The organism is Streptomyces sp. NPDC007164, from assembly GCF_040634135.1.
Lineage (GTDB): Bacteria > Actinomycetota > Actinomycetes > Streptomycetales > Streptomycetaceae > Streptomyces > Streptomyces sanglieri.
In genome coordinates this window covers 1-14,405 of sequence record NZ_JBEYFB010000023.1, presented here as the reverse complement: position 1 = coordinate 14,405, position 14,405 = coordinate 1, and the positions used below count along the sequence as shown (strand labels likewise).

The window sequence follows — 14,405 nt, the reverse complement described above, 5'->3', positions numbered from 1 at the left end:
GGGCAGGCTGGGCAGTTCCCGTCCAGCGTAGGGCCATTTGGCCGACGCGGGCGTCCGGCGCCTCGCGGACGGTCTCCCGGGAGGGGTGAGTTACCGGAAAATCGCAACAACCTGCCGGTGGACCGTGCCTTTGGCACGTGTCAGACGTTGTTGCTCAATAGGGGAGAGCCGCGTCGGCCGCAAGGAGGCAATTGGCGATGCGTGTGGGAACGTTCGTACTGGCAGCCCAGTTTCCGGGGCAGGGGCCGGGGGAAGCGCTGCACCGCGCGATCCGGTCCACCGAGGTCGCGGAGGAATCCGGCCTCGACTCGGTCTGGCTGGCAGAGCATCATTTCGTGCCGTACGGGGTCTGCCCGTCCGCCGTCACACTGGCCGCGCTGCTGCTCGGCCGCACCCGCAGGATCCGGGTGGGCACGGCGGTGAGCGTGCTGTCGACCCAGCATCCGGTGGCGCTCGGCGAACAGGCCGCGCTGCTCCATCTCACCAGCGGCGGCCGGTTCACGCTCGGCGTCGGCCGGGGCGGCCCCTGGGTGGATCTGGAGGTGTTCGGCGGGGGCCTGGAGGCGTACGAGAAGGGCTTCCCGGAATCGCTGGAGCTGCTGCTCGACTGGCTGGCCGAGCCGCGGGTGGCCGGGCGCGGCGAGCGGTACGGCTTCCGCGAGGTCGCCGTGGTCCCCCGGGCCGACGAGCTGCTCGCGCAGGACGGCGGCGAGAGCCCCGGCGGCCCCGAGGTGGTCGTCGCGTGCACCTCTCCGAAGACGGTGAGGCTCGCCGCGGAGAACGGCCTGCCGATGCTGCTCGGGATGCACTGCGGGGACCAGGAGAAGGCGGACATGGTCGCCCTGTGGCGCTCCACCGCGCTCGCCGCGGGCCGCTCGCCCGAGAGCGTCCGCGAGGCCGGGCACGTGTCCGCCGGGGTGGCCCAGATCGCCGACCGCCCCGAGGAGGCGACGGAGACGCTCGTGAAGGCGATGCCGGGCTGGCTGCGACAGGGGCTGGACGCCCATGTGACGGTCGACGGCCGGCACCGGGTGATGCGCGATCCGGTCGCGTACACGGAGATGCTGTGCGGTATTCATCCGGTGGGTCCGCCACGGCTCGCCGCCGACCGGCTCGCCGCCACCGCCGAGCGGACGGGCATCACCCGCTTCGCGCTCCTGGTGGAGGGTTCGGGAGATCTGGCGGCCACGGAGGAGAACGTAGCGCGGCTGGGCACTGAGGTGCTCCCGCTGCTCACCTGACAGGTCGTAGGAGATACAGGGGCTGCCGTTCCGGAACCAGTTGCACCGATCGCGGTCCGGAACGGCAGCAAGCGTTTAGCAGTCCCGTAGTTCGGGCGACTGGTTGAGCAGCTGGCCCCTCACCGAGGTGAAGCGGGCCAGACGCTCGTCGACCGACGGGTCCAGCGGGAACACCGCGACGCGGTGGCAGTTCTGAAATGCCAGACGCACCCCGAAGTGCCGTTGCAGTGCGCCGCGGATCGCATCACTCGCGAGCGCGCGCAGCAGCTGGCCACGTGCCTGCTCGTCCGGCGGGGGCGTCTGGTTGTCGGCGAACTCTCCGCCGTCGACCTTCAGCTGAGCCACCAGAGAGCTGATCATCTCCCATGCGTAGGGCAGGGAGGTCCGGACGCAGTCGACGAAGTCGGCTTCGTCGACCTCGCCTCGCTCGGCCTGTTCCAACAGCGCCGGTGAGACGTCGAGCGACATGGGTTCTCCTCTCGCGACCCCGACGCCGGGCCGGGGCCTTACGGGCAGGGAAGGAGGACGGCGACGCAGCGTACACAGACGGCGACCTCCTGCTTCCACGGTAAGGGTGCGGTCCGGGCCGCACCAGGAGATTGGGAACACAACCGGCCAATAACGAAGGGGCGCAAAGAGGGGCAAGCCCCGACTGCGCCCCTCGTGCACCAGCAGGGTGACGGGAGTGGCAGGGGGGAGAATCGCGTGGAGCACCCCTCGTCGAGTAGCGTTGCCGACCATGCGTCTCGTCATCGCCCGCTGCTCCGTGGACTACGCCGGCCGGCTCACGGCCCACCTGCCCTCCGCTCCCCGTCTGATCCTGGTGAAGGCGGACGGGAGTGTGTCGATCCACGCCGACGACAGGGCGTACAAACCCCTCAACTGGATGTCACCGCCCTGCACGCTGAAGGAGGGCACCGGCGACACCGCGGGTGTCTGGACCGTGGTGAACAAAGCGGGCGAGAAACTGATCATCACGATGGAGGAAATCCTCCACGACTCGTCCCATGAGCTCGGAGTCGACCCGGGTCTGATCAAGGACGGCGTAGAGGCGCACCTCCAGGAGTTGCTCGCCGACCGCATCGAAATCCTCGGCGAGGGCTACACCCTGATCCGCCGTGAGTACTTCACCGCCATCGGCCCGGTCGACATCCTGTGCCGGGACGCCGCCGGCGGGACCGTCGCGGTGGAGCTGAAGCGGCGCGGCGACATCGACGGCGTGGAGCAGCTGACCCGCTATCTGGAGCTGCTCAACCGCGATCCGCACCTCGCCCCGGTGAAGGGCGTCTTCGCGGCCCAGGAGATCAAGCCGCAGGCGCGGGTGCTGGCGACGGACCGCGGGATCGGCTGTGTCGTGCTCGACTACGACGCGATGCGCGGCATCGAGGACGACAAGCTCCGGCTGTTCTGACCCGCCCTCGCCCCCTGCTCCTCACCGGTCCCCGACGCCGGACGTGCGTGTCACGTCCGGCGTTCGTGCGTTCCGGGGCGGCTCAGAGGCTGTCGGGTGGCCTTCGTCCGCCCGATCAGAGGTCGCCCGACAGCCTCTCAGGCGGTGGTCGGGCCGCTGTCCGCGCTCGCCGCCGATGAGGACGAGGAGGAGGGCCCGTTCGCCGAGTCGGAGGTGTCGGGCGAGGACGGCTCGGGCTCGGTGGCCGTGTCCGTGGGACTCGGGGATTCGGTCTCCGTCGGAGTCGCGGTCGGGGACGGGGGCTTGGTCGGCGTGGTCGACTTCGTCGGGGTGGGCGACTTGGTCGGCTTGTGCGACGGGGGCCTGCTGCTGGACGAGGTCTCCGACGACGGGGTGTCGCTCGGTCCCGTCGGGTCCGCGGACGGGGTGCCGCTGCCGCTCGGTGTGCTCCCGCTGCTCGACGGGCCGGGCGTCGCCGAGCCGCTGCCGGATGCCGTGCCGGCCGGCGTCGACCCGTCGGCCGGGCTGTCGGCCGGGACCTCGTCCTCGCCGTCGGCCGGGCTCTGCGACTGCTCGGTGGTGACGTCCTGGTTCCCCTGGACGTCGTCGTCGCCGGAGGTCAGCCCCAGTGCGACCACCGTGCCGAGCACACCGGTCAGGAGTACGCCCGCGGCCGTCGCGACCAGATTGCGCCGGGCCCCGGCGAGCACCGAGAAACGCCCGCCCCTGGCCTTCCGGCCGGCCGCCGGGGCGCCCTGCCGCGAGATCACCGCGGTGGCGTCCTCGTACGGCCTCGAAAGGGTCTGCGTCACGGACGGCTTCGCACCGACGATCGGCGCCGTCTGCTCCTCGGGGCGCGGGACGGGCAGCTCGTCCCCGGGCGGGGTGAGGACGATGGGCAGCGGGCCGCCGGAGCGGTCCGCGACCAGGGCGAGCGCGCGCCGCCCGGCCACCGCTCCGGACTTGTCGGCGAGCGCGCCGCGCATGCCGATCGAGGTCTCCAGCTCGGCCCTGGCCCGGTCCGGATTGCCGGCCAGCAGCGCGAGCACGCCCAACTCATGGTGGAAGTACGCCTCTTCGGCGACCTCCCCGGCGATCCTGGCCGCCTCCTGGCCGATCCGCAGCGCCTTCTCCCAGGCCCCCCAGTGCAGGCCCGCCGCGAAGGCCGGGGTGGCGCTGCGGGCCAGCAGCACGGCCACGCTGGTCTGCCCCGCCCCGTCGCCGGGCACCAGCTGTACCATCGCCGCGACGACGGCGTCGCCCTCGGCCGCCACCCGCTCGGGGGTGACCGAGGGGTGTCCGGCCCACCATGCGTAGTGCTGGGCCGCGGTGCGGGCCCGTTCGGTGACGTCCTCGCCGTATCCGGCGGCCTCCAGCTGGGTGACAACTCCGGCGGCGAGCCGGTAGCGGGAACCGGCCGGGGAGAGCAGCCCGCAGCCGGCCAGCTCGCCGAGCGCGGCGTCCGCGTGGGTGTCCCCGATGAGGGCCGGCAGATGGGCCTGGTGCGGCACCTCGCCGCCGAGGGCCACCGCGAAGCGCAGGGTGTCGCGGGCGGCCCCGCTCAGCCGTGAGGCGAGCAGCGCGGCGGGGGCCGCGCCCTCCCCGAGGCTGGGCAGCGGTATGTGGACGCCGTCGACGGCCCGGTCGTGCCCGAAGGGGGCGTCCTCGGACGGGGCGCCGTACTCGGCGTACGCCTCGGGGTCGGTGCGCAGCTGGTCGCGCTGACGCAGCAGGGCGGCTGCCTGGACGAAGCGCAGCGGCAGCCCCTCGGACTCGAACCAGAGGTCTCCCGCCCAGTTTGCCTCCTCCTCGGTGAGCGGGCGCTCGACGGCCCGCTCCAGCAGCTCGACCGCCGCGCCGCGGCCGAGGCCGGCGAGGAAGACCTCTTCGAGGTGCGAGTCGGTGGTGGGTGCGGCGACGTCCGGAACGGTCGCGAACAGGAAGGCGCACTCCGGGGTCGCGTCGAGCAGCTCCTCCAGCGCGGCCCCGCCGAACTCCAGGTCGTCGAGGAGCACGACGGCGCCGATGCTCCGGACCCGGTCGAGCAGCTGGGTGCGGTCGGGGCGGTGCAGCGGTGCGTCGTGGACGGCCTCGAAGAGGCCGTACAGCAGGTCGGTGGCGGTCCGCTTGTAGCCGCTGAGCCGTACGACTCCGTCCGGTGCGAGGTCCGCGCAGTCGGACGCGACGGCGTCGAGCAGTGCCGTACGGCCGGAGCCGGCCGGTCCGGTGAGCCGCACCGAGCGGCCCTGGGCCAGCAGGCGCACCAGCCGTTCGCGCTCCTGCGCGCGCTCCAGGAGCGGCAGTTGGGGGGCGGGCGGGCCCGGTGGTACGGGCGGTGCGGTGGCGCGTTCACGGTCGGCGCGTCCGGTCGCGGTGCGCCGGGCGGGCGGGCCGGGCTGCTCCCCCGGCGGGCACAGCTCGACCTCGCTGCCGTCGATCGGGTTGACGGTGAGGAGGTAGTCGCCCGATATGAGCCGGACGACGCGGGCCTGTGGCGTCGGCTGGCCGGGCTCCGGGGTCAGCTGGTCGCGGGCCGGCCGTCTGCGTCCGGGCCCCTCGCCGAAGCCGCCGTTGTCCCGGCCGTACTCTTCCGGTCCCCGGTGTGTCGGGTCCATTGCCAAAGCCCCCAGACGCGTCGCGCACGATTGCCCCTCCGGCCTCGCACGCCCCGCTGTCGCTTCCGGTCCGGTGTCCGCCCGGTGGGTTCGTCAATCGGCGGACGGCCGAACCCTAGACGGTCGCACGGTGTCCCGTCACAGTCGGGGGGTCACGCCGCCCGAAGCGCACGTTCTCGTGCGGATTGTGCGCTTTCGCCCGCGGCGTGCGACCGGGGCGCGCGGGCCCGGCCCGATCCGGACGCCAGGCCCTAGACGCGCGGCAGCGAGTCCGCGGCGATGCCGCCCTCGATGGCCAGGATGCGGTGCAGCCGGGTCGCCACCAGCAGGCGCTGCATCTGCGGCGGCACGCCGCGGAGCACCAGCCGCCGCCCGGCCCGGCCGGCCCGGCGGTGCGCGCCCATGATGACGCCGAGTCCGGTGGCGTCCCAGGAATCCAGCTCGGTCAGGTCGAGCACCAGGTCGCCGACGCCGTCGTCGAGGGCCGAGTGCAGGGCCGTACGGGCGTCCGCCGCGCTTCGGACGTCGAGGCGGCCCCCGACGACCAGCTCGGCGTGGTCGCCCCTGATGTGCATATGCGCTCCCCTGGAATGCTCCGTGGCAAAAGTTCGTCTGTCTGTTCTGTCTCTCCCACAACTGACTGCGGCAGCGACAGGGAAGTTGCCGTCTGTAAGCGAACCGATACCGAATTCACCCCGTGGAGTGACCGCGGAGCTGCGGAGGCCCGCTCGGATCCATTGATTCCGGGAGACTCCCCCGGGACCTCCGGGCCCGATCGACGGCAGATCAGGCAACCGGAGGACCGAAAACGATCAGTACGTGTAGAAGCCCTGCCCGCTCTTGCGGCCGATGTCACCTGCGTCCACCATCCGGCGCATCAGCTCCGGCGCGGCGAACTTCTCGTCCTGCGACTCGGTGTAGATGTTGCCGGTGGCGTGCAGCAGGATGTCGACGCCGGTCAGGTCCGCGGTGGCGAGCGGGCCCATGGCGTGACCGAAGCCCAGCTTGCAGGCGATGTCGATGTCCTCGGCCGAGGCGACGCCCGACTCGTACAGCTTGGCTGCCTCGACGACGAGCGCCGAGATCAGCCGGGTGGTGACGAAGCCGGCGACGTCGCGGTTGACGACGATGCAGGTCTTGCCGACGGACTCGGCGAACTCCCGTGCGGTGGCGAGGGTTTCGTCGCTGGTCTTGTAGCCGCGGACGAGTTCGCAGAGCTGCATCATCGGGACCGGCGAGAAGAAGTGCACACCGACGACGCGCTCGGGGCGCTCCGTCACGGCCGCGATCTTGGTGATCGGGATGGCCGAGGTGTTGGAGGCGAGCACCGCGTCGTCCCGGACGATCTTGTCGAGCGCCCGGAAGATCTCGTGCTTGACCTCCAGTTTCTCGAAGACGGCCTCGACGACGACATCCGCGTCGGCGACCGCGTCGAGGTCCGTGGTGGTCGTGATGCGGGCGAGCGCGGCCTCGGCGTCGGCCGCGTCCAGCTTGCCCTTGGAGACGAACTTGCCGTACGACGCCTCGATGCCGTCACGGCCACGGGCCAGGGCCTCGTCGGTGACATCGCGCAGCACCACGTCCCAGCCCGCCTGGGCGGAGACCTGCGCGATGCCGGACCCCATGAGTCCGGCTCCGATGACGGCGAGCTTCCTGGCCACGTCTGCACCCCTTGGTTTCTGTTCGCCCCTGCAGCTGGTCCCTGCACGGCCCTCAACGGTTTTTTCACATGCTCTCCGGCGGAGATTAGTACCCGTGGGGGGCGCTGGGGCCGCGAAGAGATGCGCGTCACGTCTCACATGACGGACATCACACCGGCACCCCTCATTCAGCGGCGCGCCGGGCGTAGTTGAGGACCTTTTCGCCGAGCAGGTCCTCGATGTCGTCGAGCAGGACGAGCGCGTCCCTGGACACCTCGCCGGCCCTGCGGCCGGCCACCATCTCGCGGCCGATGTACGCCATGAGCGTGCTGTGCACCCAGGAGAGCTGACCGGCCACCAGGACCGGCGTCGGGTCCCCCGGCTCCGCCCCGGACTCCTCCTGGAGAGTCGACTCCAGATGCTGAAGGGCCTCCTGCTGTACGTGCCAGAGGCGGGCCTTGAGGCCGTCCGCGCCCTCGATGACCCGCATGAAGCGTTCGTAACCCTCCATCAGGCCGACGGTGGGCGAGACGCCCTCCACCTGGATGCGCAGTTCGCGCAGTACGGCGTCGGCCGCGGACTCGCCCCGGTCCCGGCCCCGGACGAATCGCGAGAGACGGTCGACGATGCCCCGGCTGCGGTCGAGGAAGAGGTCCTCCTTGGTCGGGAAGTAGTTGTAGACCGTGTTCACCGAGACGTCGGCGGCGCGGGCGATCTCCGCGATCGTGACCGCGTCGAAGCCCCGCTCCAGGAAGAGACCGGTGGCCACGTCCGAGAGGTGCTGCCTGGTCTGGCGCTTCTTGCGCTCCCTGAGTCCCTCAGCCATGGCCCCATCGTAGGGCTCCCCTGGGGTTCCTCAATATTTGGCGATCCGCAATATTTGGCGTCATTGCAATTTTTCAGTGACTCTGTTTTTGTGGTCGCCATGCCAATCATCAGCACGTCCGGGCTCGCCCGGACCTTCGCCACCAAGGCCGGCCCGGTGGAGGCCGTACGTTCCATCGACATGACGGTCGCGGCCGGCGAGATCGTCGGCCTCCTCGGCCCCAACGGGGCGGGGAAGACCACCACCCTGCGCATGCTCACCACGCTGCTCGCCCCCACCGGCGGCGCGGCGACCGTGGCCGGCCACGATCTGCTCGCCGATCCGGCGGGCGTACGGAAGAAGTGCGGGTACGTGGCCCAGTCGGGCGGCGTCGACCCCCACATCAGCGTCCGGGAGGAGCTGGTCACCCAGGGCCGCCTCTACCAGCTCGGCAAGGCGGATGCAGCGTCCCGGGCGGCAGAGCTCGCCGCCGAACTGGGCCTCTTGGAGCTGCTCGACCGCAGGACGGCGACGCTCTCCGGGGGCCAGCGGCGGCGGCTGGACATCGCGATGGGGCTCACCCACCACCCGGCGGTGCTCTTCCTCGACGAGCCGACCACCGGGCTCGACCCGGGCAGCCGCACCGACCTGTGGGACCTGGTGCGCCGACTGCGCGACACGCACGGCACGACTGTCGTGCTCACCACCCACTACCTCGACGAGGCCGACGCGCTGGCGGACCGGCTCGTCGTGGTCGACGGCGGCCTGGTCGTGGCCGAGGGCACACCGGCCGCGCTGAAGACCCGGTACGCGGGCTCGCCCGACGCCTCGCTCCAGGAGGCGTTCCTGGCGATCACCGGGCGCGCCCCCGCACCCGCCGACGCGGCCCCCGTCGCCGTCTAGAGCGGACACCGGCCCCGGCCGCCCCGTCTCCGGACCGATGAGCCGCCGAATCACCGGACCGCCGAGTCGCTGAATCACCGAATCGCTGAATCGCTGAAGGAATCCGATGCTTCTCCACGACACCGCGCTCGTCTTCGGGCGGTACGCCCGGCAGACCCTGCGCTCGAAGTTCCAGATCCTCTTCGGCATCCTCATGCCGCTGCTCTACCTGCTCTTCTTCGGCCCGCTGCTCACCGGGCTGCCGCTCGGTCCGGCAGGTGACTCCTGGCAGGTCCTGGTCCCCGGACTGCTGCTCCAGCTGGGCCTGTTCGGGGCCTCATTCGCCGGGTTCGCCGTCATCATCGACAAGTCGACCGGAGTCGTGGAGCGGATGCGGGTCACCCCCGTCAGCCGGCTGGCGCTGCTCCTGGGCCGGGTCCTGCGCGATGCGCTGCTGTTCACGTTCCAGGCGGTGCTGCTGGTGCTCGCCGCCGTGGCCATGGGGCTGCGCGCGCCCCTGCCCGGGGTGCTGATCGGCTTCGCGTTCGTCGGGCTGCTGACGGTCTCGCTGGCCTCGCTCTCGTACGCCCTGGCCATGAAGGTCGGCACCCCGCAGGAGTTCGGCCCGGTGATCAACTCGCTCACCATGCCGTCCATGCTGCTGTCCGGCCTGATGCTGCCGATGACGCTGGGCCCCGGCTGGCTGGACGTGCTGTCGCACCTCACGCCGTTCCGCTACCTCGTGGACGCGGTGCGGGACGCGTACGTGGGCTCGTACGCCACGGCGCACATGCTGTACGGGGTGCTGGTCTCGCTCGGTTTCGCGGCAATCGCCGTGACAGTGGGCACACGCGTCTTCCGGAGAGCGGGTGCGTAACTAGGCTGACCGCATGGTCAATCTGACACGTATCTACACCCGCACCGGCGACCAGGGCACCACCGCCCTCGGCGACATGAGCCGGACCGCCAAGACCGATCTGCGGATCTCCGCGTACGCCGACACCAATGAGGCCAATGCCGTCATCGGTACCGCGATCGCGCTCGGGCAGCTCCCCGAGGACATCGTGAAGGTCCTCGTCCGCGTGCAGAACGACCTGTTCGACGTGGGCGCGGACCTGTCGACCCCCGTCGTCGAGGAACCGAAATACCCCCCGCTGCGGGTGGAGCAGAGCTACGTCGACAAGCTGGAGGCGGACTGCGACCACTTCCTGGAGCAGCTGGAGAAGCTGCGCAGCTTCATCCTTCCGGGTGGCACGCCCGGTGCGGCGCTGTTGCACCAGGCGTGCACGGTGGTCCGGCGTGCGGAGCGGTCCACCTGGGCGGCGCTGGAGGTGCACGGCGAGGTGATGAACGCGCTGACCGCGACGTACCTCAACCGGCTCTCCGACCTGCTGTTCATCCTCGCGCGGACCGCGAACAAGGAGATCGGGGACGTGCTGTGGGTGCCGGGCGGCGAGCGCTAGGGCCTCTCGTCCGGATCGGGCCGGGGTCAGCTCGACGGCCCCGGCGCCGTCTTCGGGAACAGCGTGTAGCTCCCCGCGATGACCACGTTGAGGCCGATCACGAACAGCATCTTCTGCTGCCAGGCCTGCAACGACGACACATCGCCCTCCCCGCCCACGTACCAGACGGCCGCCTGGAGCAGCGCCAGGGCCGTCACCGCCGCGACCGTCCAGCGCGCCGCGACCTTCCACTCGTGCGCCGCGCGCGCCATGCCGTACTTCGGCGGCTTCACCGGCGGCGGCCCGCCCGCGAAGCGGTGCGCGACCCGTGCGTCGACCCAGCGAATGGTGGAGTGGCCGAGCCCCACCGTGAAGCCGATGTAGACCGCGGCCAGCCCGTGCTTCCAGTCGGGCTGTGCCCCGTTCTTCAGGTCGATGGCGGTCACCACCAGCAGTACGACCTCCAACAGCGGCTCGCACAACAGCACGGCCGCGCCCAGCCTCGGCTTCTTCGCCCAGTACCGCAGCGCGAGCCCCGCGGCCAGCAGCACCCAGAAGGCGACTTCGCAGAGCACGATCAGCGTGACGATCACGGCACTTCTCCTTTCCGCTCCCCTCCAGCCTCCCGGCCGCGCCACCCGGATTCGTCGTCTGCGATGACGAACCACGACTGCATCCTTCGATGTACTCGCGCCTCGCCCCTGGTACGGACGTCCGGGCGCGGCCCGCCGTGTTGGATGGGAGGGTGCTCTCCCTTCCCCGGCCACACCACCACGACGTGCTCATGGCCACCATCGGTCTCTTCGGCGGCGTCGTCCTGTGGGCGCTCGGCCTGAGCCTCCAGGCCGACCGGGTCTTCGTCGCCCCATGGGTCTCCCTGCTGCCGCTCGCCGTCGTCTCGGGGCTCGAACTGGTCCGTCGGACCGCCCCGCAGACGGCCCTGGTCATCGGCACGCTCGCACTGGTCGCGGACCAGTTCACGGTCGGGAACCTGGCGACGGTCCTGATGTTCACGGACCTCATGTACGCCGCCGTGCTGTACGGGACACCGTCCGCCGCCCGCCGCATCCCGGTGACCACGTTCCTGATCACGATCGCGGTCACCATCGGGTTCCTGGCCTGGTTCCGCGATCCCCAGGCGCTGCTCATCGGCGTCGTCACCGCAATGGTGTCGTTCCTGCCCGCCATCACCGGCGTCAGCGTCCGCAACCACCGCGACGCCGCCGAGACGGCCCGGCTGCACGCCGAACAGACCGCGCTGCTGGCCGAGATGGACCGGGCCCAGGCGGTGACCGCCGAGCGCACCCGGATGGCCCGTGAACTCCACGACATGGTGGCCAACCACCTCTCCGCGATCGCCATCCACTCCACCGCCGCGCTCTCCATCGACGACCCGGCCACCTCGCGCGACGCACTGGGCGTGATCCGGGAGAACAGCGTCGACGGGCTCGCCGAGATGCGCCGGCTGATCGGGCTGCTGCGCACCAAGGGCAATGCGCAGGAACCGGCCGCCTCCCCCACCCTCGCCTCGCTGGACGCACTGATCGAGCAGACCCGTACGAACGCCGCTTCGAGCGGCCTGACCTGCACGTTCGAGGACACCCGTGACGAGCACGAGGCACTGCCCACACCGGTCGAGCTGGCCGCGTACCGGATCGTCCAGGAGTCCCTGACGAACGCGCTCAAGCATGCCGCGCCCGGCCCGGTCACGGTGCGGATCGGGCAGCTGGGGCAGCTGCTCACGGTGGAGGTCAGCAGTGTGTTCGGGGACCGCCCCGGGCCGCGCGCACCCGGCTCCGGGGCGGGTCTGGTGGGGATGCGGGAGCGGGTGGCGCTGCTGGGCGGCACCATCGAGGCCGGCCCCTCGGCCACCGGCGGCGGTACGAAGATCTGGCGGGTACGGGCCGAACTGCCCGTGGAGGAAGGGGCGTCGAGGACATGACGATCCGGGTTGTGGTTGCCGAGGACCAGTCGGCCGTACGGGCGGGGCTGGTGCTCATTCTGCGCAGCGCCCCCGACATCGAGGTCGTGGGCGAGGCCGGGGACGGCGAGGAGGCGGTGCGGCTGGCCCGTGAGCTGAGGCCGGACCTGGTGCTGATGGACATTCAGATGCCTCGGCTGGACGGGGTGTCGGCGACCGGGCAGGTGGTGTCCGAACGGCTCGCGGACGTACTGGTGCTGACCACGTTCGACCTGGACGAGTACGTCTTCGGGGCGTTGCGGGCGGGGGCCGTCGGCTTCCTGCTGAAGAACACCGACGCGCGCGATCTGCTGGACGCCGTACGGACGGTGGCGCGCGGCGAGGGGCTGATCGCCCCGGCCGTGACGCGCCGGCTGATCGCCGAGTTCGCCGGGGCCGCTCCCGTACCGCCGGTGAACGCGCCCGACGCCTCGGCGCTCGACACGCTCACCCGGCGGGAGCGGGAGGTTCTGGGCTGTCTCGGCGAGGGTCTGTCGAATGCCGAGATCGCGGTCCGGCTCTCCGTGGCGGAGGCGACCGTGAAGACCCATGTGAGCAGGCTGCTGGGCAAGCTGGAGCTGCGCAGCCGGGTCCAGGCGGCCGTGCTGGCACAGGAGTTGGGGATCCGGTAACCCGCCGGTAGGGCACATTCCATGGTCTGGACCTCTTGACGATTGGTCCAGACCTTCCTAATCTCACCGAGCACACTGCGGTGAGCACGCCATGACAAGGCGCGCTCAGGGCGGCGCAGGGTTTGCAGTCGACGGACCACCCCCGTTTGTCCGGACCTCACCCGAGGAGCACCGTTGAGCACTGAAACCCCCCTACGCCGGACCCGATTCAGACTCGGGACCGGCAGAGCCACCAGATCCAGAGCGGTAGCGGGCCTCACCGCGCTGCTGCTCCCGCTCGCCGCGATGGTCGGCCTGGCCTCCCCCGCCGAGGCCGCCACCTCGGCGACCGCCTCCTTCGTCAAGAAGTCCGACTGGGGCAGCGGCTTCGAGGGCCAGTGGACGGTGAAGAACACCGGCACCACCGCCCTGTCCTCCTGGACCATCGAGTGGGACTTCCCCTCCGGCACCTCGGTCGGTTCCGCCTGGGACGCCACCGTCACCAGCTCCGGAACCCACTGGACCGCCAAGAACCTCGGCTGGAACGGTTCGGTCGCCCCCGGCGCCTCCGTCAGCTTCGGCTTCAACGGCACCGGCCCCGGCGCCCCCACCGGCTGCAAGCTGAACGGCGCCTCCTGCGACGGCGGCAGCGTCCCCGGCGACAACGCCCCCTCGGCACCAGGCACCCCCACCGCGAGCGCCGTCACCGACACCTCGGCCAAGCTGAGCTGGAGTGCCGCGACCGACGACAACGGCATCAAGAACTACGACGTGCTGCGGGACGGCACGGTCGTCTCGACCGTCACCGGCACGACGTACACGGACTCCGGTCTCAAGGCCGGCACCGACTACTCGTACACCGTGCAGGCCCGTGACACCGCCGGCCAGACCGGCCCGGTCAGCGGCGCCGTCAAGGTCCACACCACCGGCGGGGGCGGCAACCCCGACCCCGGCACCGGCGGCAAGGTCAACCTCGGCTACTTCACCGACTGGGGCGTCTACGGCCGGAACTACCACGTCAAGAACCTGGACACCTCGGGTTCCGCCGCGAAGATCACGCACATCAACTACGCCTTCGGCAACGTCCAGGGCGGCAAGTGCACCATCGGTGACTCCTACGCCGACTACGACATGGCGTACACCGCCGACAAGTCCGTCGACGGCGTCGCCGACACCTGGGACCAGCCGCTGCGCGGCAGCTTCAACCAGCTGCGCAAGCTCAAGGCGAAGTACCCGAACATCAAGGTGCTGTGGTCCTTCGGCGGCTGGACCTGGTCGGGCGGTTTCGGTGAGGCGGCGAAGAACCCCGCCGCGTTCGCCGACTCCTGCTACAACCTGGTGGAGGACCCGCGTTGGGCCGATGTCTTCGACGGCATCGACATCGACTGGGAGTACCCCAACGCCTGCGGTCTGACTTGTGACACCAGCGGTCCGGCCGCGCTGAAGGGCCTCACCTCGGCGCTGCGCACCAAGTTCGGCAAGGACTACCTGGTGACCGCCGCCATCACCGCCGACGGCTCCGACGGCGGCAAGATCGACGCCGCCGACTACGCCGGCGCCGCCCAGTCCCTGAACTGGTACAACGTGATGACGTACGACTTCTTCGGCGCGTGGGACGCCAAGGGCCCGACCGCCCCGCACTCCCCGCTCACCTCGTACAACGGCATCCCGAAGGAGGGCTTCAACAGCGAGGCCGCCATCGCCAAGCTGAAGGCCCAGGGCGTCCCCGCGGCCAAGATGCTGCTCGGCATCGGCTTCTACGGCCGCGGCTGGACCGGCGTCACCCAGGACGCCCCCG

General features: G+C 71.0%; 14 protein-coding genes. 8 read left to right on the top strand and 6 right to left on the bottom strand.

Going from position 1 to position 14,405, the window contains the following annotated elements; translation table 11 throughout:
* Positions 1 to 197 precede the first annotated feature (197 nt).
* Positions 198 to 1,241, top strand: coding sequence for an LLM class flavin-dependent oxidoreductase (locus tag ABZ622_RS25610; protein WP_360546905.1), 1,044 nt, complete (start codon positions 198 to 200; stop codon positions 1,239 to 1,241).
* A gap of 75 nt (positions 1,242 to 1,316) precedes the next feature.
* Here ABZ622_RS25610 and ABZ622_RS25605 read toward each other — a convergent pair whose 3' ends face one another.
* Positions 1,317 to 1,709 (bottom strand): SCO5389 family protein, encoded by a 393-nt coding sequence (locus tag ABZ622_RS25605; protein ID WP_124716348.1) that lies wholly within the window; start codon positions 1,707 to 1,709, stop codon positions 1,317 to 1,319.
* Between the two features lie 271 nt (positions 1,710 to 1,980).
* On the opposite strand from ABZ622_RS25605, the gene nucS reads away from it, so the two are divergent.
* Entirely contained in the window at positions 1,981 to 2,652 is a 672-nt protein-coding gene (gene nucS / locus ABZ622_RS25600; protein WP_360546903.1) for an endonuclease NucS, read from the top strand.
* A gap of 137 nt (positions 2,653 to 2,789) precedes the next feature.
* On the opposite strand, the gene ABZ622_RS25595 is transcribed toward nucS, so the two are convergent.
* The 4 genes from ABZ622_RS25595 to ABZ622_RS25580 form a co-directional block, all read right to left on the bottom strand.
* Positions 2,790 to 5,267, bottom strand: coding sequence for an ATP-binding protein (locus tag ABZ622_RS25595; protein ID WP_360546901.1), 2,478 nt, complete (start codon positions 5,265 to 5,267; stop codon positions 2,790 to 2,792).
* A gap of 251 nt (positions 5,268 to 5,518) precedes the next feature.
* A complete protein-coding gene (locus ABZ622_RS25590) occupies positions 5,519 to 5,842 on the bottom strand; it encodes an STAS domain-containing protein (protein ID WP_072486732.1) in 324 nt (107 codons plus the stop codon).
* 237 nt (positions 5,843 to 6,079) lie between these two features.
* Positions 6,080 to 6,928, bottom strand: coding sequence for a 3-hydroxyacyl-CoA dehydrogenase family protein (locus ABZ622_RS25585; protein WP_124716351.1), 849 nt, complete (start codon positions 6,926 to 6,928; stop codon positions 6,080 to 6,082).
* 163 nt (positions 6,929 to 7,091) lie between these two features.
* Positions 7,092 to 7,733: a TetR/AcrR family transcriptional regulator gene (locus ABZ622_RS25580; RefSeq protein ID WP_360546898.1), complete on the bottom strand. Its 642-nt coding sequence runs from the start codon at positions 7,731 to 7,733 to the stop codon at positions 7,092 to 7,094.
* Between the two features lie 99 nt (positions 7,734 to 7,832).
* Between ABZ622_RS25580 and ABZ622_RS25575 the strand changes: the two genes are divergently transcribed.
* The 3 genes from ABZ622_RS25575 (at position 7,833) to ABZ622_RS25565 (ending at position 10,057) form a co-directional block, all read left to right on the top strand.
* The gene (locus ABZ622_RS25575) at positions 7,833 to 8,615 is read left to right on the top strand and encodes an ATP-binding cassette domain-containing protein (protein WP_360546896.1); all 783 of its coding nucleotides are present in this window, start codon (positions 7,833 to 7,835) and stop codon (positions 8,613 to 8,615) included.
* A 106-nt stretch (positions 8,616 to 8,721) separates the two neighbouring features.
* Positions 8,722 to 9,471 (top strand): ABC transporter permease, encoded by a 750-nt coding sequence (locus ABZ622_RS25570; RefSeq protein WP_360546894.1) that lies wholly within the window; start codon positions 8,722 to 8,724, stop codon positions 9,469 to 9,471.
* 13 nt (positions 9,472 to 9,484) lie between these two features.
* A complete protein-coding gene (locus tag ABZ622_RS25565; RefSeq protein ID WP_360546892.1) occupies positions 9,485 to 10,057 on the top strand; it encodes a cob(I)yrinic acid a,c-diamide adenosyltransferase in 573 nt (190 codons plus the stop codon).
* A gap of 26 nt (positions 10,058 to 10,083) precedes the next feature.
* Here ABZ622_RS25565 and ABZ622_RS25560 read toward each other — a convergent pair whose 3' ends face one another.
* The gene (locus tag ABZ622_RS25560) at positions 10,084 to 10,629 is read right to left on the bottom strand and encodes a hypothetical protein (protein WP_360546890.1); all 546 of its coding nucleotides are present in this window, start codon (positions 10,627 to 10,629) and stop codon (positions 10,084 to 10,086) included.
* A gap of 191 nt (positions 10,630 to 10,820) precedes the next feature.
* Between ABZ622_RS25560 and ABZ622_RS25555 the strand changes: the two genes are divergently transcribed.
* The 3 genes from ABZ622_RS25555 to ABZ622_RS25545 form a co-directional block, all read left to right on the top strand.
* Complete coding sequence (locus tag ABZ622_RS25555) at positions 10,821 to 11,978, top strand: histidine kinase (RefSeq protein WP_360546888.1); 1,158 nt, start codon at positions 10,821 to 10,823, stop codon at positions 11,976 to 11,978.
* Entirely contained in the window at positions 11,975 to 12,628 is a 654-nt protein-coding gene (locus ABZ622_RS25550) for a response regulator transcription factor (protein ID WP_360546886.1), read from the top strand. The genes ABZ622_RS25555 and ABZ622_RS25550 overlap by 4 nt, the downstream gene beginning before the upstream one ends.
* A gap of 174 nt (positions 12,629 to 12,802) precedes the next feature.
* Positions 12,803 to 14,405 (top strand): glycoside hydrolase family 18 chitinase (locus tag ABZ622_RS25545; protein ID WP_360546884.1); only part of this gene is annotated, 1,603 nt, incomplete at its 3' end.